At 45.0% G+C, this 26,329-nt stretch carries 18 protein-coding genes; 2 read left to right on the plus strand and 16 right to left on the minus strand.

From position 1 onward, the window contains the following. The first annotated feature begins 44 nt into the window (after positions 1-44). Together M1L62_RS25255 and M1L62_RS25260 are read left to right on the plus strand one after the other, a co-directional pair. Complete coding sequence (locus M1L62_RS25255) at positions 45-1,757, plus strand: FAD-dependent oxidoreductase (protein ID WP_254562428.1); 1,713 nt, start codon at positions 45-47, stop codon at positions 1,755-1,757. Between the two features lie 165 nt (positions 1,758-1,922). Continuing rightward, complete coding sequence (locus tag M1L62_RS25260; protein WP_254562429.1) at positions 1,923-3,131, plus strand: ROK family transcriptional regulator; 1,209 nt, start codon at positions 1,923-1,925, stop codon at positions 3,129-3,131. A 238-nt stretch (positions 3,132-3,369) separates the two neighbouring features. Here the strand turns inward: M1L62_RS25260 and M1L62_RS25265 are convergent, their stop codons facing one another. The 16 genes from M1L62_RS25265 to M1L62_RS25340 all read right to left on the minus strand — a co-directional run bounded on the left by M1L62_RS25265 (position 3,370) and on the right by M1L62_RS25340 (position 25,893). Further along, on the minus strand, positions 3,370-3,963 hold the full coding sequence (locus M1L62_RS25265) for a Uma2 family endonuclease (RefSeq protein WP_254562430.1): 594 nt from the start codon (positions 3,961-3,963) through the stop codon (positions 3,370-3,372). A 143-nt stretch (positions 3,964-4,106) separates the two neighbouring features. Next, positions 4,107-5,498: a putative oxidoreductase C-terminal domain-containing protein gene (locus M1L62_RS25270; protein WP_254562431.1), complete on the minus strand. Its 1,392-nt coding sequence runs from the start codon at positions 5,496-5,498 to the stop codon at positions 4,107-4,109. A 61-nt stretch (positions 5,499-5,559) separates the two neighbouring features. Further along, positions 5,560-6,330 carry a glucosamine-6-phosphate deaminase gene (locus M1L62_RS25275; protein ID WP_254562432.1) on the minus strand — a complete coding sequence of 257 codons (771 nt, stop codon included), beginning with the start codon at positions 6,328-6,330 and terminating at the stop codon, positions 5,560-5,562. A 303-nt stretch (positions 6,331-6,633) separates the two neighbouring features. Next, positions 6,634-7,833, minus strand: a complete 1,200-nt coding sequence (gene nagA / locus M1L62_RS25280; RefSeq protein WP_254562433.1) for an N-acetylglucosamine-6-phosphate deacetylase — start codon at positions 7,831-7,833, stop codon at positions 6,634-6,636. Positions 7,834-8,289: 456 nt separating this feature from the next. After that, positions 8,290-9,612, minus strand: coding sequence for a sugar MFS transporter (locus M1L62_RS25285; RefSeq protein WP_254562434.1), 1,323 nt, complete (start codon positions 9,610-9,612; stop codon positions 8,290-8,292). A 137-nt stretch (positions 9,613-9,749) separates the two neighbouring features. Continuing rightward, positions 9,750-11,135, minus strand: a complete 1,386-nt coding sequence (locus M1L62_RS25290) for a Gfo/Idh/MocA family protein (RefSeq protein ID WP_254562435.1) — start codon at positions 11,133-11,135, stop codon at positions 9,750-9,752. A gap of 214 nt (positions 11,136-11,349) precedes the next feature. Next, positions 11,350-12,225 (minus strand): SMP-30/gluconolactonase/LRE family protein, encoded by an 876-nt coding sequence (locus tag M1L62_RS25295; protein WP_254562436.1) that lies wholly within the window; start codon positions 12,223-12,225, stop codon positions 11,350-11,352. Next, complete coding sequence (locus M1L62_RS25300; protein ID WP_254562437.1) at positions 12,222-13,793, minus strand: SLC5 family protein; 1,572 nt, start codon at positions 13,791-13,793, stop codon at positions 12,222-12,224. Before M1L62_RS25300 ends, M1L62_RS25295 begins: the two co-directional genes overlap by 4 nt. Position 13,794: 1 nt before the next feature. Then, positions 13,795-15,174, minus strand: coding sequence for a neutral/alkaline non-lysosomal ceramidase N-terminal domain-containing protein (locus tag M1L62_RS25305; RefSeq protein ID WP_254562438.1), 1,380 nt, complete (start codon positions 15,172-15,174; stop codon positions 13,795-13,797). Further along, positions 15,175-15,942 carry an SDR family NAD(P)-dependent oxidoreductase gene (locus M1L62_RS25310; protein ID WP_254562439.1) on the minus strand — a complete coding sequence of 256 codons (768 nt, stop codon included), beginning with the start codon at positions 15,940-15,942 and terminating at the stop codon, positions 15,175-15,177. Between the two features lie 94 nt (positions 15,943-16,036). Further along, complete coding sequence (gene dgoD, locus M1L62_RS25315) at positions 16,037-17,215, minus strand: galactonate dehydratase (RefSeq protein ID WP_254562440.1); 1,179 nt, start codon at positions 17,213-17,215, stop codon at positions 16,037-16,039. 83 nt (positions 17,216-17,298) lie between these two features. Then, positions 17,299-18,642, minus strand: a complete 1,344-nt coding sequence (locus M1L62_RS25320) for an aspartate aminotransferase family protein (RefSeq protein WP_254562441.1) — start codon at positions 18,640-18,642, stop codon at positions 17,299-17,301. Between the two features lie 56 nt (positions 18,643-18,698). Next, the gene (locus M1L62_RS25325) at positions 18,699-20,030 is read right to left on the minus strand and encodes a glycosyl hydrolase family 28-related protein (RefSeq protein WP_254562442.1); all 1,332 of its coding nucleotides are present in this window, start codon (positions 20,028-20,030) and stop codon (positions 18,699-18,701) included. A 175-nt stretch (positions 20,031-20,205) separates the two neighbouring features. After that, positions 20,206-21,681 carry a RagB/SusD family nutrient uptake outer membrane protein gene (locus M1L62_RS25330; RefSeq protein WP_254562443.1) on the minus strand — a complete coding sequence of 492 codons (1,476 nt, stop codon included), beginning with the start codon at positions 21,679-21,681 and terminating at the stop codon, positions 20,206-20,208. Positions 21,682-21,699: 18 nt separating this feature from the next. Beyond that, a complete protein-coding gene (locus M1L62_RS25335; RefSeq protein ID WP_254562444.1) occupies positions 21,700-24,783 on the minus strand; it encodes a SusC/RagA family TonB-linked outer membrane protein in 3,084 nt (1,027 codons plus the stop codon). Between the two features lie 477 nt (positions 24,784-25,260). Then, positions 25,261-25,893 (minus strand): GntR family transcriptional regulator, encoded by a 633-nt coding sequence (locus tag M1L62_RS25340; RefSeq protein ID WP_254562445.1) that lies wholly within the window; start codon positions 25,891-25,893, stop codon positions 25,261-25,263. Between the last annotated feature and the right edge of the window lie 436 nt (positions 25,894-26,329).

Here is a 26,329-nt window from a genome sequence, read left to right on the forward strand (position 1 = left end):
GAAAGCCGATTGCCGACAGCATGCTAAACCTTTAAATTAGAATCATGAATAGAAGAAATTTTATTGAAAATATTGCTTTGAGCGGTGGCGCGTTGGCCACTGCTTCGGCTTTTGTACCAGCCGCAGCCAAGGCGGAAACAAAAGAAATTGTAAATGGGAAGACCAAGCTTAACGCCGATGTCGTGATTGCAGGCGGAGGATTGGGAGGCTGCGCTTCGGCGTTTGCGGCGTTGAGAAATAACTTGTCGGTTATCCTGACAGAAGAAACAGACTGGATTGGCGGACAATTAAGTCAGCAGGGCGTGCCGCCGGATGAGCATATCTGGATTGAAACCCACGGTGCAACACAGCTTTACCGGGATTTCAGAAATGGCGTCAGGGACTATTACAAAAGAAATTATCCATTAACGGACGAGGCGAAAGCACGTAAAAACCTGAACCCGGGCGATGGTTCGGTATCCAAATTATGTCATGAGCCAAGAGTTGCGGTGGCAGTTTTGAACAATATGTTCGCGCCTTACATCAGTACCGGAAAACTTACCCTTTTGCTGGAACACAAAATCACCAGTGCATCGGTAGCGGGAAATCAGGTGAAGGCACTGGAAGCAGTGAATTTGCGGAGTAATTCAAAACTGATTTTGTCGGCGCCGTATTTTGTTGACGCAACGGAAATGGGGGACTTGCTTCCTATGACTGGTACCGAGTTCGTAACGGGTGCAGAGGCAAAAAGCGAAACCAACGAACTGCACGCACCAGAGAAAGCTAATCCGGAGAATAATCAGGCCTTCACGGTTTGTTTCGCGATTGACTATGTTCCGGGAGAAAATCATGTTATTGAAAAGCCAAAGGATTATGATTTCTGGAAAAATTTTGTACCCAAAATGACCAAACCCTGGTCGGGCAAATTGCTGGACTTATCCTACTCCAATCCCAAAACCTTGGAACCGAAAGTACTGGGTTTTCATCCGGAAGGCGTGCTGATGGGTGACACGCTGAACCTGTGGAATTACCGGAAGATTATCAGCAAGGATAATTTTAAGAAAGGTACTTATCCGGGCGATATCACAATTGTGAACTGGCCTCAGAACGATTATTTTCTGGGAAACCTGATCGGAGCCAGCGAAAAGGATTTTAAAAAATATTTTGATGGAGGGAAACAGTTAAGTCTGTCACTTTTATACTGGCTTCAAACGGAGGCACCGCGACCAGATGGCGGGAAAGGCTGGCCGGGAATCAGGCTGAGAAAAGATATTATGGGAACGGAAGACGGGTTGGCCAAATATCCTTACATCCGCGAGTCGAGAAGAATCAAGGCGGTGTTTACGATTAAAGAAGAACATGTCGGAGCAGAAAATCGTGCACTAGTGACGGGAAAGAAGGAAAATACTGCCGCTGAATTTTACGATAGTGTCGGCGTAGGTTATTACCATATCGACGTGCATCCAAGTACGGCAGGCAATAATTATATCGATTTTGGCTCACTGCCTTTTCAGATTCCGTTAGGAGCATTGCTGCCCCAAAGAATGGAGAATTTGCTGCCTGCGAACAAGAATATTGGTACAACGCATATCACGAACGGCTGTTACAGGTTGCATCCCGTAGAATGGAGCATTGGAGAATCCGTCGGGCTGCTGATCAAATATGCCCTGGATAAAAAAGTGATTCCCCGGGAAGTTCGTGCCAAAAATAATTTGCTGAAAGAATTTCAGGGTTTTATTACAAAACAGGGGATAGAGACCCAATGGCCGAAAGCCTGAAAAAATTAATACCAGATTTTTAAATTGATTAAGTGGAGATACTTTCACCCGACTTACTAAAATATTAGCCTGAAATGAGTTTTCCTTTCGCTAATTCAGAGTGTAAAATGCAAATATTATTACTGAAAGTAAGTAAGTTTGGGAGAAAGTATCAGATGTAAATATATGAGTCGAACGATTCGATTAGTGGGTGTTGGAGGCAAAAAAGGCGATCCTAAAAAAATAATTCTTGGCTATTTCGCGAATAACGGAAACACCACGATTCCTGATCTGAGCAAAGATCTGGATGTGAGTGTTCCCAAAGTAACCTCTCTGGTCAATGAACTGATTCAGGAAGGATTGATCAAAGATTACGGAAAAATAGAATCAACCGGCGGAAGAAAGCCGAATTTGTATGGAATAGTGCCGGATTCGGCATTTTTCATTGGGGTGGACGTGAAACAAAGCCACATCAATATAGGCTTATCCGACCTTCAGAAAAATCTGGTAAAGGTTTCTGAAAAGCTTGACTACAAACTGGACAATACGCCCGAATCCCTTGAAGCGCTTTGCGGTTACATTCAGGATTTTATTGCCGGATTAAATGTACCCTCAGACCGCGTTTTAGGTATAGGTATCAACCTTTCGGGCAGGATAAATTATACCACCGGTCATAGTTACAGCTTTTTTCATTTTGACGAAAGCCCGCTGGCCGAAATTATTCAGGGACGGGTTGGTATCCCTGTCTTTCTCGAAAATGATTCCAGAGCAATGGCCTACGGGGAATTTTGCGCTGGGGCTGTCGAGGAAGAAAAGGACGTGCTTTTCCTGAATCTTGATTATGGCATTGGCGTCGGAATATTATTTGACGGACAGGTTTATTATGGTAAGTCGGGGTATGCCGGAGAAGTAGGCCATATGCCGTTTTTTGACAATGAACGCATTTGTCATTGCGGAAAAAAAGGGTGTCTGGAAACCGAAGCCTCAGGCTGGGCCCTGAAAAGAATGTTCCGAGAAAAACTCGCCGAAGGTTCTTCTTCCGTTCTGACTTCAACCAAAAAGATCAAACCGGAAGATATCACGATGGACGATATTATCGAAGCCGCGTTAAATGACGACGTTCTGGCGATCGAGCTGATTGCAAGGGTGGGAGAGAACCTGGGTCGAGGTATTGCCGCGTTGATTAATGTGCTTAATCCCGAACTGGTTGTTTTGGGCGGTAGTCTGATTAAAACCGGAGATTACCTTTACCTGCCGATCAAAACGGCCTTAAATAAATATTCATTAAGTCTGGTGAACAATGATTCTCAGCTTAAAATGTCGAAGTTGGGTGAACGCGCCGGGATTTTAGGAGCCTGCTTGTTGGTAAGGAATCGGTTGTTAGAGATCGGATAAATTGCGGAGACAAATAAACCCTGGCCGGTACTAATAAGGCTTGCAAAGCTCCTTTAGGAGCGCCCTGTTTATAGCAGAAAATGCTGCATCAGGAGGCGTGGCTCCTTTGGAGCCTCTTGTTATGAGTCCAAAACTTATTTTATGGGGTGAATCCGAAGGAGTCAGGATTCGTACTTTGGTAAATTTGATTGCTGCAAACAGGGAGCTCCTAAAGGAGCTAATATGATGTCTAAATTACTTAGACATCAAATATATCTCTTACCAATACCTCAAAACCCCCAATAACTTCTGATGTCAAAATTTCAGATTCAACGAAGGGTTTTAATCCGATGAACTTGCCAGCCTCGTTCAATTTATAAACCAAAACGACGTGATGATCCGGTTCAACGAGCCAATATTCTTTCACACCGTTTTCCTCATAAATCTCAAATTTTTCTTTCATTTCCTTATCGGTGTTACCCGGGGAAAGTACTTCCACAACAAGGTCAGGCGCACCTACACAGCCTTTTGCGTCAATTTTGTTTGGATCACAAACCACACAGACATCGGGCTGTACAACGGTGTAAATTTTGCTGGATTCTTGTTTTCTTAATGGTGTTAACCGCACGTCAAACGGAGAGATAAATACTTTACAAGGATTTCTTTTTAAATGACTCTTAAAAAGAAAGTAGATTTCGCCAGAAATCAACTGATGCCTTGTGGCGGGGGCCGGAGACATCTTGAATATTTTTCCCTTGATAAGCTCAATCCTTTCCTCAAAATGCCATTTTAAATAATCGGCATAGCTGTATGTTGCATTAAGATCTAGCTGATCGAGGCTGGTGATTTCCATACATGAATTGATTTGAATCTAAACAAATATAGGCAAATAAAGCTAAACCGCTGAAATTTAGGGGCAGGTCTTGCTCTCAAACAAAAAGCGATACAGAGTTGTGCTCCGTATCGCTTTGAAGTGATTGTAAATTCCCTGAACTTTTATTTACCTCCCTTCGCCTGCTTCAGCGCTTGCGTGGTTGTGTAATATTTAGAAATCATATTGGGCACTTCCCACTCCGGCAGTTTACCGGCTTTCAGGTACTCCATGTATTTATTGGCAACCTGTGCAAAGTGAGACTCATGGCCTGTATCGTATTTTGCAGGAATGCTGATTTCCCAGCCTTTGGCGTTTTTCTTCAATTCAATGCCAGGAAATTTATCCTGTACTGTTTTAAAGCTTTTCGCGACAGCCTCTTCATAACCTTTGTCTTTGCTAACCGTTTCAATGTAAAGCACAGGCTTGTACTTCTGGTCTTTCCCCTGACGAACGATCAGATTGGCTTTCGAGCCTTTCATGATCGAGTAATGCGTGTCGCCGGTTCCTTCCGGAGCCTGAAAATTCCAGATCACAGAAACTTTCGCATGAACGCCTTTAAGCGTGTAGTTGATCTCGCCGTTTGAATAAACATTCAAAGTACTGTCTTTTACATCCTTTTTCAGAAATTCAGGATAAGTATCACTTTTTGTAACCAGCTTGAACTGCGATGGTTTCAATTGCGTAGCCGATCTTTTTGTAGAAAGCAATTTTATGTCCTTTTGGTAATCCAACGTTACGTTGGGAAAACAGCTCCACTGAACCAGATCCACTAAATGTGTTGTTACGTCTACCATTCCTTCACCTTGCTGATTCACATCAAAAAACCAGGTTGGACGTACCAGCGGTTCTCCTGATATGTATTTGAAAAAGTGGTGAACACTTTCTTTGGCCACCGCAGGATCAGAAGGGGTTCCTTTTTGCAGCTCGCCGAAAATGTCAGGAAGTTCAGCCAGTTCACGTTGCAGTGTATTGGTGATTTCATAACGCTCCGTCATGATATCGTAAAGCAAAACTTTGTTTTTCTCGGCACTTGTGAACGCTTCTTTTAACAAATCAAAACCAGCCGCATCGATAGCCATCGGTTTGTCGGCCAGAACATTTAGGCCGGCATCAACAGATTTTTTAATGAAATCTGTCTTTTTCTGATTGTTTCCTGCCAAAACAACAACGTTCCCTTTTTTCTCAGACAACATTTTGTCAAGGAAATCAGGACCTGTGTATACTTTTTCCTCCCATTTCGTCGGGTCTTCGGCGCGCGTGTTATACTTTTCTACTTTATCCAGATATGCTTTTACATCCGGTCCTTCGGATGCATACACATGCACCAACGGATTAACATCGGCATACATCGATTTTTGTACCAAAGCGGCATGAAAATGTCCCGGTTCAACCACAATGAGGCTTAGCGGTTTGCTTGATTCTTCCTCCTTTTTTTCTTCTTTTTTTGTTGTGTTACATCCTTGGTTCAAAGCAAGAATACTGGTTAAAGCGATTGTCAAAAGTTTTCCCTTCATATAATGTTAATTGATAATTGACAAAGTACAGGTTCCTGCATTGGCGCAAGGCAGGCAAGATTTAACTTAAAGACGAAATTTCGGCTAATCTCCCCGCACTGTCTTTATCAATATATAAAATCGCACCCGGGTGATTGCGAAGAATCGTTGAAGGGAATTCCTCACTGATCTCATCTTCAAGGGTATGCTGAATGGCTTCCGCTTTCTTTGGCCCGGGAACTATGGCGTAGGCATACTGTGCTTTTAATAATGCCGGAATGGTAATGGTGAGGGCATACTGAGGCACTTCATCAAAAGAGTCAAAACAAGCGTCATTTACCTGTTGCTGTCTGCACGCATCGTCGAGGCTTACCTGTTTAACAATGAAAGGGTCGTCAAAAAAGGCAACATGCGGGTCATTGAAAGCAAGGTGACAGTTTTCGCCGATACCAAGGCAAACGATATCAGTTGGAAAATCGGTGAGTAATTTTGAGTAACGTACGCATTCGGCCTCGATATCGGTTGCATTCCCGTTGAGATAATGAACAGAATGTAAGGGGATTTTATCGAAAAGTCTGGTTTTGAGGAAATAACCAAAATTTTGAGGCGCGTCGTTGGCAAGACCTACATATTCGTCCATATGAAAGGCATTGATCCGCTCCCAGGCAATATTTTCCTCTTCTGAGAGAACGGCAAGAAACTCATTTTGAGAGGGAGCGGAAGCAAAAATGATGTTCAGGAATTCTTTCGTTTTTAATAATTCCCTGATCTTATCGGCTACTGTTTTCGCAGCATTTGCACCCATTTCCAGTCTCGTGTCAAATATCTTTACTTCTAAATTACCAGCTTTCATTTTTTTCTGTTTGTTAAGGTTTGGTTTAAACGCATTAAACGCAGTGTTATAGGAGGTTTTGCGCTGAGTTAAAAGAGTGTATTATTTACTTAGTCTATATTTCGGTCTGTTAAACGCAGTGTTATAGGAGGTTTTGCGCAGAGTTAAAAGAGTGTATATTATTTACTTAGTCTATATTTCGGTCTGTTAAACGCAGTGTTATAGGAGGTTTTGCGCAGAGTTAAAAGAGTGTATTATTTACTTAGTCTATATTTAGAGTTAATCAATCCGAGCAACTCCGCGAGAAACTCCCTCCCTCTGCGTTTAATACGTTTTAATAGTGAGAGCATCGTAAATGATACTTCCGTTTATTATGGTTTTTTCTATGTTAATATTTTCGTCAAAGATTACGATGTCGGCGTCTTTGCCTGCTACCAGAGATCCTTTCCTGTTGTCTACCTTCATAATTCTCGCCGGCGTGAGGGAGATCATTTTGACCGCATCCAGCAGTGATACATCGGCCATTTGAATCATATTTCTGACAAGTCGGTCCGCTGTCGCGACGCTTCCGGCAAAGGAGGATCTGTCGGGTAATTTGGCAACACCGTCTTCCACGATCACTTTCAATCCGGTTTTTAACGGACCTAATACGCTGTCTCCCTCCGGCATGCCGGCCGCGCGCATGGCATCGGTGATCAATGCGATTCTGTCGGCTCCTTTTATTTTCATAATCAGTTTCAACAGAGGAGCAGGCAAATGGATACCATCGGCAATAATTTCAACATCCATCGCATCAATGATAAATGCGCTTTCGATGACACCTGCATAGCGGAAAGCATTTTTACGCGTAACCCCTGACATGCCCGAGTATAAGTGTGTGGCTAGTGTATACCCGTTTTCAAAACCTTCCAAAACTTCTTCGTAGATGGCGTCGGTATGTGCCAAAGCTGCCAATACGCCTTTTGACTTTAAATATTTGGCAAATTCAATAGCGCCTTTTAGTTCGGGGGCTGCACTCCAACGGGTTATGGATGATGAATGAGCGAGTACTTCCTGATATTCAGCAGGATCAGGGTCGCGTATGTAACGTGGATCCTGCGCACCCCGCTGGCTCATCGCAAAATAGGGGCCTTCGAGGTGCATGCCTAAAAATTGTGCACCTTTTGTATTGTTTTTGTTTGCTATTTCATAAAGATCCAGCGTCTTTAACAAATCTTCTTTTTCGCTGGTCAGGGTTGTGGGAACCATGGCGGTCGTTCCGTATCGGGCATGGATTTCGGCAATCGTTAGAAATGCCTCCTCGGTTCCATCCATAAAATCCGCGCCCCCGCCTCCGTGAATGTGAAGATCTATAAAGCCAGGTGCAATGTATTTTCCGTGTGCGTCGATTTCTGTCGCACCGGGAACCTCAATATTTTTCTCGCTTACTTCACGGATGATACCATTTTCAATGATGACACAACCGCCTGAAATGATGCGGTGTGGCGTGAGTATTTTTCCGTTGAATATTTTGGTAAGGGTCATTTTGTTTTTTCGTTTAATCCGGTAGACATTTTGTGGCTACCGGAAATCAAATCTGTCACCCTTTCAGGGTTGCGGTTAGCGTTTGGTTTTTATTGTGCTATAATACTTCCACCCTTCAGGGTTGTAGTTAGCGTTTGGTTTTATTGTGCTACAACTGTCATCCCTTCGGGACTGATGTCCATTGCTTATCATAATCTCACAAGATTTTGCCTTATCCGGTTCCAGATCCCGACGGGATGAAATTATTATAGAAAATAGTCTTTCGAGCGGGGTGCAAACCCTGTGAGGGTGACATACCCCAATTCGGAATCGTATTTTTTTTCTCTACATCTTTCTCTAATACTGTCACAAGATTTTACCTTATCCGGTTCCAAATCCCGACGGGATGAAACTATTATAGAAAATAGTCTTTCGAGCGGGGTGCAAACCCTGAAAGGGTGGCATAATTGATTCGTGTTAAACAACCCACTTCCTGACTTTATGTCCTTGAACCGCGTAAAAAACCAGATATAGATAACAAGGAAACAAAACCCAATACGCTGTTCGTACATCATACAAATCGGCGACGTATCCGTAAAACAGCGGCATGATGGCATTTCCACACAAACCCATGATCATCACCGACGCGCCAAGTTTTGTAAAACGGCCAAGATCATCCAGCGCTAATGGCCAGATTCCGGCCCAGACCAGAGAATTTGCCAGCCCTAAAAGCACGACAAACCATATCGAAACATCCGTTGTATGGCCCAGGAAATTCAATTGCCCGTGGGTGAAAATAATGAGCAGCGTAAAAACGGTTCCCAAGAGTGTACAAATCCGAAGGGCATTTACCTGACTGATAAATTTTGGGATCAAAGATATCCCGATAAGGTATCCGCAGATGGTACAAAACAGCGTGTAGGAAGGAAATACCTTGGCTTCCAGCAAATCGATTCCCATGGAATTGGCATAACCGATGATCGTGTCGATGGCAATAACCTGCGTTCCGACATGTAAAAAGATGGCTAGTGCGCCCAGAATCAGGTGGGGGAACTGAAAAATACTCGTTTTGCCTGCGTTCGCCGTAGCAATTTCTTCGCTTTCATGTTCGGTGTCAATTTCGGGTAAAGGCGATTTATAGACGAGAAATCCTAACACAAAAAGAAATGTTCCCAGGCCGATATAAGGATTGATAACCCGGCGAATCAATTCATCCAAAGCGCCGCTCCGCTGCGTTTCGGTCATTGTACTTAACTGAGCGAACAGATCCGTATCAGTAGGACGAAGAATCACGGCTGCAAATACAATCGGAGACAAGATGCCGGCTGCTTTGTTGCAAATTCCCATCATACTGATCCGTTGCGCTGCTCTTTCTTTCGCGCCCAGAATGGTAATGTATGGGTTTGCGGCAGTTTGCAAAATGGCGAGGCCAATCCCGATTGTGAATAAACCAAGAAGGAAAATTTCATATGTCCGGGACATAGCAGCCGGGACAAAAATAAACGCGCCCGTGGCCATGCACCAGAAACCAATCATCATACCCTTTTTAAAACCCACTGCTTTTAACAGATAGGAGGAAGGTACAGACATGACAAAATAGGCGATGTAAAATGCAAAAGCCACCAGATACGCCTGAAAGCTCGTGAGTTCGCAGGCAATTTTAAAATAAGGTATAAGAATGGAATTGACCCAGGAAACAAAACCGAAAATGAAGAACATCAGACCGATGATCAGAATGGAGATCGTGGTGTCATTCTTGCTGAGCTGGTTTACCCGGATCGCGGTTGTTTGTGCACTCATTTCTTTGGGAAGTTGAAAGTGGAGAGTTGAGAATTGAAAGTATGGAGGTACACTAATTACCTTCATTATGGCTGAGGACTGGAAGTTATGCCTGCTCTTTTAAGGTATAACTTCCAGACTCAATCGTTAACTTTCAACTAGACAGTGGGTTCCCAACCCTTTGCGTATTCACGCTTCCAGAGTTTTTCGGCTTCCTTGTTATTTTTGATATGTCCGTTTTTGGGATCGATTTCAAGAGACCCACCCGAACGGACCGCTATGTTCCCAAGCTGGCAAAGTAAGGTGCTCTGGTGCCCGCCAACGATTTCGGCGTTGACAGTCGTTCCTTTTTTAATACCATCAAAGAAATTTTGAATGTGAATAGCATCCAGTGCCTGAGACGGATCCATTTTGTTTCTCGGATCTATTTTATAGTCGTTTTTAACGTCCTTTACCAATTTATTTTCCAGGTCATATACTTTGTAGGAATTGCCTGGTTCAATCTGGATCGAGCCGGTTTCACCATAAAATACAACACCAACACTCGCGCCTTCGATGGTTCGGCCATTGCAGCTTCGCCCTTCCCAGGTCATGCCTTTGTCGTTGCCAAAATCCCAGCTGATAACCTGTGTGTCGGGTGTTTGCCAGTCATCTTTGTAACGGTACCGTCCACCCGAAGAAGTTACATGCGTTGGATATTCCACGCCGAGTCCCCAGCGCATTAAATCTACCATGTGCGTGCCGTTATTAAGTGCTTCGCCCGTGCCCCAGTTCCATAACCAGTGCCAGTTGTAGTGAACCAGGTTGTCTTTGTAAGCGGTACGTGGCGCAGGGCCCTGCCATAATTCATAATCCAGCCAGGTTGGTACTGCCACTTCTTTCCCGATACCAATGGAAGCCCGGTTATTGGTATACCAGCCCTTCGCAAAGTAAGGTCTGCCGATGGTTCCGTTGATGACTTCTTTTACTCCGGCAGCAACATTCGGCCAGGACCGGCGCTGGTTGCCCATCTGGATTACGTTTTTATATTTTTTTGAAGCGGCTACCAAAAGCTCACCTTCGTTGGGATTGTGGCTGCATGGTTTTTCCAGATAAACATGTTTTCCTGCCTTGGAAGCCAGAATGGCAGCAGGCGCATGCCAGTGGTCGGGAGCAGCGACAACCAGCGCATCCATATTTTTGTCTTCCAGCGCCTTCCGGAAATCAGGCTGGTTTTTCGGTTTCGAACCCGAAAGCTCTTCCACTTTGGCGATACATTTAGCAGCGGCTCTGGAATCAACATCCGAAATGTAAACAACCTCACAATTGGGTTGTAAAGCATAGTTGCTAGCCAGCGCGAATCCACGGCTGTTGACACCCATGACACCCACGCGTACTTTTTCGTTCGCGCCAATAATTTTGGCATAACTTTTGGGACTGAAGCCCGGCAGGATTCCGCCAAATGACAACAAGGCTGTACCGGCCAGTGTTTTCTTAATGAAATCTCTTCTGGAATCTGCGCCTGGGGCGCCGTGATCTGCCGAGTTTTTATCTATGTGCTGCATAAAGTTAAGAGTTTAGTGCTTTTAATTTTATTATCAATGATGGCTCGAAATTCACAGGAGAATATGCCTGTAAAAGCCGGTGTTCGGAAAATATTACTGATTTCGGGTACGTACCCGAAAAATATAAACAATAATCTTAATTAACAAATGCAATGAGAAAATAAGGTTAAACTGGAATTTTTAAAAATATAATTTGCAATGGTCGGTCGGTAGATTAACCCATAAATTCAAATGTTTCCAGACCCCTGCAATGCGTATCGCCGATCATAAACAAACTTCCGGCATACGGCTGTTTGTTTAGTTGTTCGCCGGTTAATCCTGTTCTGGCCGAGGTTACATATAAATCCGTCAGGTCTTTTCCGCCGAAAGTGCAGGATGTGATTTGGGCGGTAGGCAGTTTGACCTCACTTATTTTTTTTCCGGTAAATGGATTGAACCGGGCTATCTTCCAGCCATTCCAGATTGCGATCCATAACATACCTTCTGAATCGATGGTCATCCCATCAGGATATCCTTCCTCTTTCGAAATCTGAATGACGATTTCCGGATTGGAAATATGGCCGGTCAAAGCTTCAAAATCGTATGCGACTACGTTTTGGGTTAATGTATCGATGTGGTAAAAAATTTTTTGGTCGGGGCTCCATGCAAGTCCGTTGGAGCAGCTTACATTTTCTATTTTAACAGTAACCGAAAGATCTTTTTCCAGAGCATATAACTTTCCTGCCCCTGGTTTGTCGCTCATCGACATCGTCCCGGCCCAGAATCTTCCTGTTGGATCACACTTTCCGTCGTTGAATCGGTTATCCGGCAGGTGTTTTTCCGGATTAGAAATCAGATTTTGGAGTCGGTTGTCGATATCTATTTCATAAAAACCATTTTCCAGTGCTGCAATGAGTCCTCCCGATTTCCTCAGTGCAATCGCCCCGGTTTTTTGTCCTGTCCTATCAGTATCGTGCCGGCCGGATTCCGGATAAAAATGGTGAATTTCTCCTGTCAGAATATCCACCCAAAGCACCCTGTTTTTATTTTTATCCCAAACAGGGCTTTCTCCAAGAGCACATCGATGCGTGCTGACTATGTCCCAGGTCATGCGTATTTCACGTAAAAGAAAAGTACAAGCGCAGTGATAATCGCCCACCAGATGAACGGATTGCGCAATCCGCGCTGCTGTTCCTGTTCTTCGGGAAGCAAGGAAAGACTTTCTTTATTCCATATCAGTCCTTCCAGTTCTGTTTCCGGTTTGGGTTTTGTAACTAAGCTAACGACAACGCAGAGCGCCATGCAAGTCCAGAAAACAATCCCTGTCCGGTTAAAAAATGGCATTTGCGGGAATACGAATTCAATAAGTAATGACAGTGGAATGGTCAGTATGCCGGCCGTCAGCGCACCGGCCTGGGTAGTCCGTTTCCATAAAATTCCCAACAAAAACATCGTGGCGATGCCGGGCGTGAATAATCCGTAGGCATTCATCAGGTAAATGAAAATGGGTTTATCGGAATAATTCATCAGAACGCCGGTACATAGAATCCCGACTACAATAATAAATGCTCCGGAAATTCTCCCGAACCGGACAGCCTGCGCTTCACTCGCTTTTTTTCCAAAATAGGGTAAATAGACATCGACGGTAAGGATTGTTGTGCAGGAATTGATGGCGCCTGATAGATGTGACATCACTGCCGCAATCAATCCGGCCATCACCAGCCCAACGAGACCCGAGGGCAGCAAGGTTCCAACGAGAGTCGGGAAAAGGAGATCCGGGTTGTCCAGATGAGGAATGAGTTTAGGGGCAACCAGTGCCGGAACGGTAATGATCAAGGGGATCAGGAATTTGAGATAATCTCCGAAAATAACACCCATTCGGGCATGCCACTCATTTTTGGCTGCCAGCACACGCTGTACGATAAACTGGTTGGTGGCGCAATAAAAAACACTGATACAAAGGGCACCGCCGAGGTACATCGTCCAGGGAAAATCGGGGTCATTGGCTGGTAGTATAAGTTCCCAGTCTTTGGTCGTTTCCAACACTGCAGATATGCCACCTGAGGCTTTTACGGTAGCAATGGTCAAAATAATTCCTCCGGTTACCAGTACACCGAGTTGTAACATTTCTGTCCAGATCACTGCCCGTAATCCTCCTGAAATCGTGTAAACACCTGTCAGCAAGGCAAGGATAAGGATGCTGGCAAGGACCGGAATATTCAGAAGTGAGTGTAGTGAAAGTGCGCCCAGATATAACACGGCGCTTATTTCTACAAAAATGTAAGTAAACAGGATAAGTCCGGCATACGTTGTACGTGTTGCTGTCCCGAAGCGCCGGTGCAGGAATTCAGGGATGGTATAAAATCCATTTCGGATATAAAAAGGCAGAAAAATCCATAATAGGGCATTAAACCCCATCAGAATGGCGCCCCATTCCATCGCGATGACAACAAATCCGCGGCTGTAAGCGGCGCCCATGGCACCCACCAAATGATGGCTGCTGATGTTGGAGGCGATAATGCTGCCGCCGATCATCCACCAGGGAAGCTTGTCGCCGGCCAAGAAATAATCACGTTTCGTTTGTTTTCCTTTCCGGGATGCATACAAACCGAGCGCGAGGACGCCCAGAATGTACACGCCGAAAATGGTTGCGTCCAGCGCTGTAAGGTTCAGGTTCATTTTAGATCATTCGTTGGGCTGCCTCAACGGCAGTGGCGATAAGTAATTCCAGCGAACCGGATGCAAAAGGGGTTTGCCAAACGGCATACATATCTTTTGGGTATAAATCTTTTGGCGGCAGATAACCGGCATAACCGTTCACGATGTTGATAGCAGCCACGGCATTGGGAGCAAGCTGTTCGCGCAGTTTTTGCTGAAATTCTGCGTAAGCTTCATTGGGCTGTCCGATCAAAAACGAATCGCCCAGCTGCCAGATCCATAGCGGCATTTTGGAGGTTTCACCTTCGCCGACGGTTTTTCTGATGCCCCGTTTTCGCCAAAGCCTTTCTTTTAAAACATTGTCCTGGCAATCGGCCCATTCTTTTTCAATTTCTGCCAGGGACGGGAGCGGTTTTAAGGGAAATTCCACCGCGATCATTTGGGCTGATAATTTCTTTGACGGATCGAAAGCCTTTTTTTTCCATATTCCCAAAGGTGCACCGGATTCCACTGCGCCGCTAAAATACAATTGAGATTTTGCAGGAAACATACCTTCCAGAACTGATAACACGGCAAAACCGAGCTGCCGGCCATAACTGTCTGCCAGTTTTAGGTCCCCTACATATTGCTCTTTCGGTGCCAGTTCTCCCGATGCACCCTGCAAAAACAGACAGGGAGCTTTTGTTTCAGACTCAATAACTTCGCGCATGGCGCCGATATAGTCCGGGGAAATCAGGCGGTTATCCCAGGCCAGGGTAGTTGGGTGACAGGCATAATTGACGATTGTCCCCATAATCCGATCTTCCGAATCAGTTATTCTTCCAACCAGTAAAGTGTCATCAGCCACTTCGTCTGGATTGAATGCAACAAGCAATCTGTCACTGGTTCTTTCCGGCAGGTCACGGTTGGTAGCCAGATCACATGTACCATAATGCCAGGCAAGCGTTGCCGGTACCGCTGTTGAAAGCGCGTTTTTAATAGCGGCTACGGCCCGTTCGATAACCTGTTCGAGATAGGGTCGGATCAAATTACCACCCGGTTTTTCCGCATCTTCCGTGAAAAGGCTTGGTCCGGCGTGTGTATGTGAAAGGCAAAACATCAGATTTGAAGGCTCCAAAGAAAGCGCTTTCAGGATACTGTGTCGCAGAAAATGTTCGTCTTCAGCACTTTTCCACCACCCGAGGTCCGCTCCGATTAACACCAGCGGCTGTTCATTTTCCGAAGACTGAAAGGTATGGCAGGTGAGCATCAGCGGTCGATGAATTCCTTCGGCGATTTCGTGTCTGGCCGCACCCCAGTTCCGTGCGTAAATTCCTACCGGCGGTGTGATATCTTCCTGTGAAACACCGATTAATCCCGAGAATGAAGGGTTTTTTATGGTGGGATAAGTTTTTGAATCCATTTAAGTAAGTATTGAAAGTCCGCCGTCCATTAATAAAGTGCTGCCGGTCATATGTTCGTTATCCGGATGGCATAAGTAAGCGACCTGTTTGGCCACAGCTTCCGCGCTGATCAGTTTTTTTACCGGGACCCGTTCGGCTGCCTGTTTGCTGAGCTCGGGTTTTTCCTTCCAGATACTCGCACTTAACCCGGCTTCAACAAACCCCGGCGCAATTTCGTTGACCAGAATATTGTGAGGGGCAAGTTCCAAAGCCATACACTGACAAAGCATTCTTATCCCTGCTTTTGAAACACAATAGGCCGGAAGGTTGGGGTGCACCGCATGCGCGGCCCAGCTTCCGATAAAGACAACCCGTCCCGGTAGTTTTTTAGCGAGCAACCTTGCAGTAGTATTTTGGGTCATAAAAAAAGCACCATTCAGGTTGACCCGCAATTCCTGCGACCATTGCTGTGGGGTAATGGCATGCACTCCACCTAACGTTACTGTTGCAGCGTTGGCGATGATGATGTCGGGCGTGCCCAGTTTATTTTCGACGTCGTCGATCCATTCGTCGACTGCTTGGGCATCGGAGACGTCTACCTGATGATAGACCGATGAAATATTGAAATGGCTGAGTGCAGCCATAAACCCGGACGCGTCAATCTCGTCTTTGATATCCCCCAACGCAATATTGGCGCCACGACCTGCAAATTCCAGAGCTATTGCCTTTCCGATATCTCCCAAACCTCCGCTGATCAGGACGGTTTTTGTTTTAAATAGTTGATCCATTCCCGTTAAAATCTGAATTGTTCAGGAATTAAGTTTTTAAAATAACCTGTGTCGCTAACCTAGTCAGAAACTTTGTCATTCGCGATAAATTCTTTTACCAATCGCCAACACTGCCATCTTTGTAAAATGTGCGTTGTAACACTTCCTGCTGAAATGGATGTTTTTTTACTTCTGTTTCGTTGATTTCGATGCCAAGTCCCGGACGTTGGTTTGGTCTGACAATCCTGCCCTCTTTCTCAACCGTGAAACCTTCGCTGACTACATCCACACGCCAGGGGACATCGTTATGGACACTTTCGCAAATACTGTATGAAGGTGTTGCAAAGCCAAATTCGATGGAAGCTGCGGTGCTCACCGGCCCCTGCGGATTATGCGGCGCAACGGCTACCTTGTAGGCTTCGGCCAATGCAGCAATGCGGCGCACTTCGCTCAGACCGCCGCAATGGGTAATATCGGGCTGGATAACGCTCACGGCACGTTTTTCCAGTAAATCACGAAAGGCGTGCAAGCCAATCAAACGTTCCCCGCTTGCAATCGGTGTGGTAACCGCACGCTGGATCAAAGCGATATCTTCCATGGATTCGGGCCAGCAAGGTTCTTCGAAAAAGTACAGTCCGTAAGGTTCCAGCGCTTTTGCAAACTGCATACCCATTCTGGGGGAAGGCCGCGCGTGGCAATCGACCATGATATCAATATGGTCGCCCACGGCCTCACGCATGGATTTTACGCACGCTTCCGCATAGTGGATCGGTTGTAAACCTTCCAAAGGCATCGTTTCGGGTACAGCCATCGATTTGAAAGCCGTAAAGCCATCTTCAACGGCCCGTTGTGCAAGTTCGCCGAAGCGGTTGGCGTCGTCAGGTTTTGTCTGATAGAAGTCTTCCATTTTTCCGCCGCCGAGGTGACAATATAGTCGGATGTAATCACGTACACGACCGCCCCACAGTTCGTGGCAGGGAACTCCGTGAATTTTTCCAAGAATGTCCCAAAGTGCAATATCAATGCCGCTAATGGCTGTTCCGCGGACAATTCCGTTGCCATGCCAGAAATGCTGACGATACATCATCTGCCATAAGTGCTCGATCCGGCGAGGATCTTCACCAATCAGTAACTGTGAAATATCTTCTATCGCTCCGACAACCGAGCGGGTATGCCATTCCAGTGTAGCTTCGCCCCAGCCCCACAATCCGGGCTGGTCCGTTATAATTTTGACAAAGATCCAGTTTCGCATGCGGGCATGGCAAACCTGGGTTTCTATGGCAGTGATTTTCATTTGAAGTAAATTTTTGAATAAAGGTTTAGGGCGCAGAGCACCGCGGTGTTGTATCTGAAACACCTGAGAATAAAAGACCGGTATTATGCCAGTGTCGTTTGTTTTACCAGTTCCTGAACAACATCCTGCGTTTTTTCCAGTGTCTCCTCAATGTCTTTTTCGGTATGAGCAAAGGAGATACTGCCTTGTTTGATCGGCAAGGGGAAGTTGAAAATACCTTTTTCGATCAGTTTTAGACGGTAATTTTTGTCAAAAGCGAAGTCGTGGTTTTTCATGATGTCGTGGAAATCGACAGGCGCGTGATCCATGAAATACAGACAATACGCTGATCCCTGGCGGGCAACATAATAGGGCTTGTCCAAAGGAGCGAATATGGTATTTAACCCATCTTCCATCATTTGTCCAAGTTTGTTGATATGCTCATAAACCTTATGTTCCGGTGAGCTTAGTTTTTCCAGTGTAGCAATGGCAGCGACCGTGGTCAGTGGAAATGCGTTATAGGTACCGGCAATAAGCGCACGTTTATTGCGGTCGGGATTGACAAAATAATCCATGTACTCTTTCTTTCCGCCGATCACGCCAAGCGGATACCCGTTTGCAACTGCTTTTCCAAAAGTGCTCAAATCGGGTGTGACACCACAAATGCTCTGATAGCCACCAATTGCGTGACGGAAACCTGTTTTTACTTCGTCAAAAATCAGCAGAAAACCATTTTCATCAGCCAGCTGGCGTAGTCCTTCCAGATATCCCGGCTGAGGTTTTACGATACCGATGTTTTGCAGGATCGGTTCAAGAATCAGGCAGGCCACCGGATAGCGTTTCAGCACATACCGAACCGAGTCCAGGTCATTGTAGTTGATGATGTGAACAAGGGATTTATGCTCATCAGGAATACCAGCTGAAAGGGAGTCGAATGGGTATTCGCCGGGACTCACGCGCTCACCCACGTCACTTAAGGCGCTGATCACGTTGCAAGCCACCTCGTTATGCCAGCCGTTGTATCCGCCCTGCATCACGATAATATGGTCCTTTTGGGTTACCGAACGGGCGATGCGAATGGCATGATACGTCGCTTCCGAGCCTGTCGTGGTGATCTGGATGCTGTCGACAGAGGGAACACTTTTACAGAATAATTCTGCAAAACGTCCTTCCTGATCGGTAGGGCCGGCTCCCATTAACACGGCATCCTGGCCTAATAAATCACGTACAGCATTGTTGATATCTGGGTCGTTATGTCCTAAAAAAGAAGCGGCGAATCCGGCCTGATAGTCGATGTACTCATTACCTTCGATATCCCAGACGCGGCTTCCTCTTCCTTTTGTAAAACAAATATTCGGATCCGATTTCCGGTTCAGTGACACCACGCCGCCAGGAATATATTGCTCGTTATTCTTTAAAAGTGCTAATGATTTTGGCCATGCATTCATAATCGATACTATTTAATTTTCGGAAGTGATATGTTTAAAATTTTGATTTTCAGTTGTTATTTGTTGATGTTGTTTATGCTGATCTCCGAGACGGATACATTTTTTAGCGTCGCTTTTCCGGCATCCCAGAAAAGGTTTCCGACAATATTTTTGTGTTTGATATTCACTTTGCTGATCACCAGCTTGTCTACGACTGTATTGTCGTCAAACACAAACTGCGGCGAGGCATACATGTTTTCAGTCCTGCTTACGTTGGTGATCGTCAGGTTATCGATATAGGAATCTTTGAAAGTGAAAATGCCGTAGGAAGCGTGAAGGTTGGGATGACTCGATCTCGAATAAATATTCGCCCCTTCCACATTACTAATTTTGACATTGGAAAAAGTGCCCTTTTTATTGAATAAACTGTAAAAGAGGATGGATGCAGCGGCGGTATTCCCTTTCACATTTTCAATGGTGATGTCTGAAACCTTGGTATTTTCAAAGGTGTAAAAAGCCACGGCTTTCAGTGCCGGAATCGAGTCGTAGATGTTTTGCGGGAAAATATTTCTGACCGTCACATTCTTGTAATCATAAGCCGGGAACGGCGACATCTTTCCCTGAAAACTAGCGCCGCCTGACGCAAAAGCGATCAGGTCGTCGTTGGTGAAGCCGGAGATGTTTTCGAGCAAAACGTTGTTTCCACCACCGGTCACTCCGTCGCCGTTGTGGTTTAATGCGCTCGTATACCGGTTATCTCTGAATGGGTTTTGTTGAAAATGAATGTCGTGGATGTGGACATCATTACATTCCATGTAGGCGATTCCCCAGCTTCTGGTGCTGTCGATCTGCATTTTGGCAACTTCCAGATTTTTTACCTTATAAAAGAAAAAGCCAAAACAGAAATCGGAATCTTCAACGGTTTTGCGGATTGTCCGGGTTTGTGTCCAGGCATTTCCATTCCATTTTCCGCCGGAAACTTTGATGTTTTCGTTACCGTTGATGAGATCTTTATTACGAAGCAGATATTGGTTCGACGATTTTTTAAGCTCTATGTATGCTTTTTCGTGGGCGGTCAAGGTGAAATTGGAGGGAATCAAAAGTGCCGAGGAAATCAGATAACGCCCTTCCGGAATCAGCGTTTTTCCTGAGCCATCTTTTATGGCCTTATCAATAGCGGCCTGAATGGCTTTTGTATCATCCGTTTTACCATCTGCCTTCGCACCAAATTTTTTTACGTTGGTACCTTCGTTTTTATCATCTTTTCTGATCTGCCATTTTCCTTTCCTCAGCGGTTCAGCTACGGCCGAGATTGAATTAACGGACAGGAGAATGACGATGAGCCATAACGTAACGCTGGCAAAAGCTGAGCGGTAAGTCAACTTCTCACAACTTTGTAGCCATTTCATAATGTAAATGTTTTAGTAATGTGCAATGCAAGCAGCTCTTTTAAGAGCATCCTGTTTATAGAAATGCCGACCAACTCGACGGCCCCGGCTCCTTCGGAGCCTCCCAGAACACAAATGATCAGACCTACAAAGTTTCCTGCCGCCTCTGTTGGAAACGGGCGGCAGGAATGCTCACTTAGTAACCCTCATTCTGAACCAGCACACCCGCGCCCGACAAATTAATCTGCTGTTGTGGGATCGGTAAGAACTTTTGGTAAGCCTGAGGCTTCAGCGTCACCACCACTGGTGTTTTGTTCGAATAATTATAATAGGTTTCTTCCTTTGTCAGTACGTTCAGGAACTTGTCTTTACGTACCAGATCAAACCAGCGTTCGTTTTCATAGGCAAATTCAAGCTGGCGCTCTGTCAGAAGTATATTGGTAAAAGCATCTTTTGTAGCGATATCGGCTGCTGTATAATTGTGTGTCGCATTGCCAAAAGCACGCTCACGGATTTTATTCAGCTGAAAAAGTGCCTGATCAGCCAGGTTTAGTTCATACAGTGTTTCAGCATAAAGCAAGACTATATCCGCATAACGCAACACTGGTAAATCCAATCCCGATGCGTTAAAAGTATGTTTGATGGCATACTTGCTGACATAAGGATACCAGGTCGCCGGGTCGTTTGGTTTGCTTGGTGCAACCCACCATTCGGTAATGGTTGCCGCTTTTCGGGTATCGGTTGCCTCGTATTTTTGCAGTAATGACCAGGAAGGCAAAGCCACTTCTGCACCGCGGTCAACGATATTAATAGCTCCTGAATTGGGAATGAAGGCTGTTGATAATGTTTGTCCATTGGTGCCATCGATGTATTTCATGGCAAACATCGTTTCGTCGTTGTCTTCGGTCACAACCTGCCACAACGATGCGAAATTGGGTACCAGTTTGAATTTAAACTCGGTGTTAACCTGTTCAAGATAGGTTTTGGCATTCGCCCAGTCTTTACGATAAACATATACCTTGGCCAGTAAACCTGCCGCAGCCCCTTTGTTCGCTCTTCCTTTTACAGCCTTGTCGGGCGCAGGGAGTTTGGTCAGTGCATCTTTGAGATCTTCGATGATGAATGCGTAAATATCATCTATCGAAGCACGTGAAAGTTTTGCAGCTTCTTCGATGGAAAGCTGCGAATCTACTTTTGGCACCGCGCCGAAAACACGGACCAGATCGAAGTAGAAAAGTGCCCGCATAAATTTTGCCTCGCCCGCGTACTGATCTTTGGTGCCGGCTGCGTAATCTGTCGGTTTGTCGATGTTTTTCAAAACCGCATTGGCATGAAAAATACCGTTATAACTCGCGTCCCAGAATGAGGCCGCAAGAGGATTATCAGATGTGATGGCTAACAAATCCATTTCCGATGCCCCTGCAACATTGGTGTTGGACGACATATACAGATTATCTGAGGGGGATTCCAGCAACAGATAATCGGTTTGTTTCCGTGTCTGAAGACGGTTATAAACCCCCAGCACGGCTGAATTCATATCCTTCGCATTGGTATAAAAATTGACATTGGTCAAAACCGATTCGGGTGTCAGATTCAAAAGTTTGTCTTCACAGCCTCCAAGTGCTATGGAAAGCGAAAGCAACGCACTGATATATAGTTTATTTCTTTTCATGATTTCAAAAATTAGAAGTTAAAAACTAACATTCACACCCAGCGTAATTACTCTGTTGATCGGCTCGGAACCATTGTTTAAACCCGGCTTGCTGCTAATCCCGGCAATTTCTCCGGCGGTATATCCTTCCGGGTTGTAGCCGTGGAAATCTTTGCTGGTGATCATGATCGGGTTGGCGAGCGAGGTGTAAATCCGGAGGTTGCTCATTTTTAACTTTTGTGCGATGGAAGCAGGAAGCGTATAACCCAGGTTAATGTTGCGGACTGCGAGGAATGAAGCGTTTTCAATGTACACATCCGAAGAGGACTGGAAACTCAATGTACTCAAAGCACTTGCCGGCATTTTGTTGTCTCCCGGTTCACTGGTCGACCACCATTGCGTTTCCACCAGCGAACGACGCATCGCGCCCAGGAGAGCACCCTGATAATATTCGTTCTCGAAGTTGTACATTTTGGCTCCTAGCGAAGCCTGCATCGCAATACTCAGATCGAAGTTTTTATAGGAGAAATTATTAATAAAGCCGAGAAATGCTTTGGGCTGGAAATTGCCCAGGATAACCTTGTCAGAAGCATTAATTTTACCATCGCCATTGGTATCCTGGTATTTTGGACTACCTAATTTAGACCCGGCCAAAACCGGAGAATTTGCGAGTTCTTCCTGTGTTTTGATCACACCGATGGTTTTGTAGCCGTAGTATGAGAACATCTTTTCTCCTTTGCGAAGCAGCCAGCTCATGCCGTAAGTGTCCGTGGTGATGCGTTCTTCCACCCCACCAAGGTCCAGAACTTTGTTAACATTTTTGGCCGCGTTGAATGACGCATCCCATTTGAATTCGCCCGTTAAAATTCGCCCGTTAATTTCCAGTTCTATTCCCTTGTTACTGATTTGTCCGATGTTGGAAATGGATGTTGCAAAACCCGTAATGGAAGGAATAGAAACGTTGTAAAGCAGTTTTGACGTTTTCTTGTCGTAATAATCGATAACCAGATTCAGGCGATTGTTGAAAAGTCCGATGTCAATGCCGGCGTCGTAACCATTTGTTTTTTCCCAGCTCAATTTGTTGTTGCCAAAAGAAGTCTGCGCCTGTCCTTTGGTCAACACACCGCCCGGCGAGTAATAAACGTCCCCGATTTTACCCAGATAATCAAAATCACCAATGTTGAAGTTACCCGTGGCACCGTAACTGGCCCGTATTTTAAGATCGCTGATCGCTTTCACATTTTGTAAAAACGGTTCCTGAGAAACTCTCCATGCTACCGAAGCTGATGGAAAATATCCCCAGCGATTATCCGGCCCGAAGCGGGAGCTGCCATCGGTACGGATCGATGCGGACAATAGGTATTTGTTTTTGTAACCATAATGAACACGGGTGAAATAGGAAATTAATCCCCACTGAGACTTTGAAGTACTGGTCAAAGCCGGGTTAATGATGGCATTGTTCAGGGTATGAATAATATCATTATTAAAAGAACCGGCTACGGCCGTCATGGATGACGAATTGGACTTGAACTGCTGATAGGAAGCACCGGCGATGGCGTTGAGCTCATGATTTTCTTTCAGTGTAGTCGAATAACTCAGAACGTTTTCATTCAGCAAACTAATGCCTCTTGAAGTCGCTTCCGACCCTGAGTTGGTGCCGGTGCTCGCCGCATAGGTTGCCTGAAACTGCTGTGTGGTATTATAGGCAATGTTACTCCCGATGGAAGACTTGAAGCGTAAACCAGGGGCGATATCAAAGTTGATATAAGCCTCTCCGATGTTGTTGAAGGTGTTTGCCTTGTAATCGGAGCCATTCAGAACGGCCATTGGATTAACTTGCCCCGACACAACAAATCCCCAGTAATCTCTGGATTTGGGATAGGTGCCGTCGGGATTCTGTACCGCTACGAAACTTGGATATTTTACCAGGCCGTTAATATCGATCGGTGCATAACGGCGGTTGGAGTAGGAGGGGTTAACCATCAATCCGACGCTCACAACTGAATTCACTTTCAGGTCAACGTTCGCACGTACACCGTAGTTTTTGTACCAGGTATTTTTTAGCGTTCCTTTTTCGTCTTTTAATGTAGTGGAAATATAATATTTCGCATTATCGGTGCCTCCCGAAACAGATAGGTTGTAGTTCTGAATCGCGGCGGTTTGTAATACCTGATCCTGCCAGTTTACATTGTTGCCATTTTTCAGGACATCACTCACCTGATACTGGTTGGGACGGCGGGAATCTCCCCAAACAGGAATGGAAACGTCTCCGCCAACCCAGGCGTATTCGCGGTTCTGGTAACGGACCGCATAGTCATAATACTCCTGGCCCGACAGCCAGTCGTCATGGCCTCTTGCTTTTGCCAAACCGGTGTAGGCGTTTACGCTGAACTTGGGTTTGCCACTCTTTCCTTTTTTCGTTGTGACGATAATTACGCCTCCGGCTGCTCTGGATCCATAAATGGCCGCGGAAGAAGCATCCTTCAAAACTTCAATGGATTGTACATCATTCATGTTGATGCTCCCAAGACTCCCTCCCGGAAAGCCGTCGATAACGACCAATGGCTCATTGCCTGCGTCAATAGAACCTGCTCCGCGGATTCGGATGAGTGGCGCCGAGCCTGGTGTACTGCGGGTTTGGGAAATATTTACACCTGCCAAACGTCCAACCAAAGCAGATTCGGGCCTACCGGCGGGTATCTGATCGAGAATTACATTTTCGATTTTACTGACCGCTGCGGTAACGGAACTTTTCTTCATCGTTCCATAACCCACCACAACGAGCTCATCGAGATTTGTGTTGCTTGGACTGAGCGAGACATTGAAAACGGACTGGTTTCCAACCGCTACCTCTTTTTTATTATAACCAATAAACGAAAAGACCAGCACTTCGTTGCTTGCTGCTTCGAGCGTGAAGTCGCCGTTTACATCCGTAGCTACACCGCGGCTCGTTCCCTTGATCATCACATTAACGCCTGGCAATGAGGATTTGGCCACACTGTCGATGATCGTTCCTTTGATGGCACGCACATTTTGAGCAAACGATAATCCGGTCCTGCATAATGACAATGCAATAACCATCATCAGGATAGGTCTCAGTTGGTAAAGTTTTCTTTTTTTCATTTCGTTAAAGTGTAAGAATGGTTTAGGAATACTTATTGAATCAACAATAACCTGTTTTTTAAAAAGGGTACGTACCCGCTTTGTCATCAAGAAATTATTTTGATCAATAAAAATAACCCGTAAAGCGGGTGCAATCAGAACGAAGGGTTTTAGTCATGTATGAAAGCGTTTGGATTGTCAATATTTTAAGATTCGACTATGATCAACAATATGTCTTCAGTATTCATCCTGCCACGAGCGGCCGTTATGTTGTTCTTTCATAACAGAAATGCTAATAGATATATATTCCGATTGTTTAGAAATCCGGGAGATTGTATAAACAATGTTACTTCACACTTTAACAGACTTGTAATTAATTTTGAATAATTAATGTTTACAAATATATATTATTATTGTTTACAAAAAAATCTAAATATAAAATTTTTAAATGTTGGCAATAGCCAACTAAAATGTATTTGTTCTCTATATTTTTTTGCGTTAATCCAGTGAAGAAATTTCGCCTCTTGATAGGTGCTTGCTCAATGTGGTCTCTGCAAGCGTAAGATCGTTCTTCTTTAATGCCTCTACAATTTTCCGATGTTCCATATCGGTTTGTTCGTAGTCGTTCATATGGGTTTGTGTGGTACCTAATTTCTGATGAAATAAAGGGATATTGCTTCCCTGGTATGCATCTTTAAGTTTCTCGTTATAGGCAGCATGTATGAGTGTTTCGTGAAATTTTATGTCAGCTTCCATTGCGCCGCCCAAATATCCCCGTTGTGCCATGGCTGTGAAGTCGTTGCATATTTCTTCCAGTTTCTGAATGCTTTCCTTGTCGTTTTTCTGAAAAGCGAGTCGTAGTGCGCCGAGTTCGAGAATTTCGCGTAGTTCTCTGATTTCCCGGATATCATCAGCATTCATGGATTTTACAAAGTAGCCGCTTTTTTCACCTAAGACGATGAGTTTTTCACCCAGTAGTCGGGTTAGTGCTTCTCGAACGGCCATTCTGCTGACTTCCATTTTCTTTGCCCATACATCTTCCTTTAATCTTGTTCCGGCAATCAGTTGGTTTGATAATATTTTTCTGCGTAATTCAATGTATACTTTGCTGGCTAGTGAATCTTCTTTCATTTGAATATTTGTAAACAAAAATTTGTTTAATTGGTAAACTTATATTGTTTGTAAATATAGCAAAAATAGTCAAATTGAAAGTGTTTAATTTGAACGTAATCAAAGGTTTATCGCATCTTACCAAACTTTCCTACGGAACGATGTTGGCTTTAACCAACTTTGTTGCTACCGACGAACCGTCCCTTTGGGACGTTGGCATGTGTGTGTAAATCTTTGGTTAATAACAATTCACCAAACGTTCCTACGGAACGATGTTGGCTTCTACTAACTTGGTTGCTACCGACGAATCGTCCCTTTGGGACGTTGGCATATTGGCATTTTTGTTTAAAGTCTTTGTTTATGACCATCCACCAGACGTTCCTACGGAACGATATTGGCTTCTGTTAACTTGGTTGCTACCGACGAATCGTCCTTTTGGGACGTTAGCATATGTTTG

This window comes from Dyadobacter diqingensis (assembly GCF_024220585.1).
GTDB classification, from domain to species: Bacteria; Bacteroidota; Bacteroidia; order Cytophagales; family Spirosomataceae; genus Dyadobacter; species Dyadobacter diqingensis.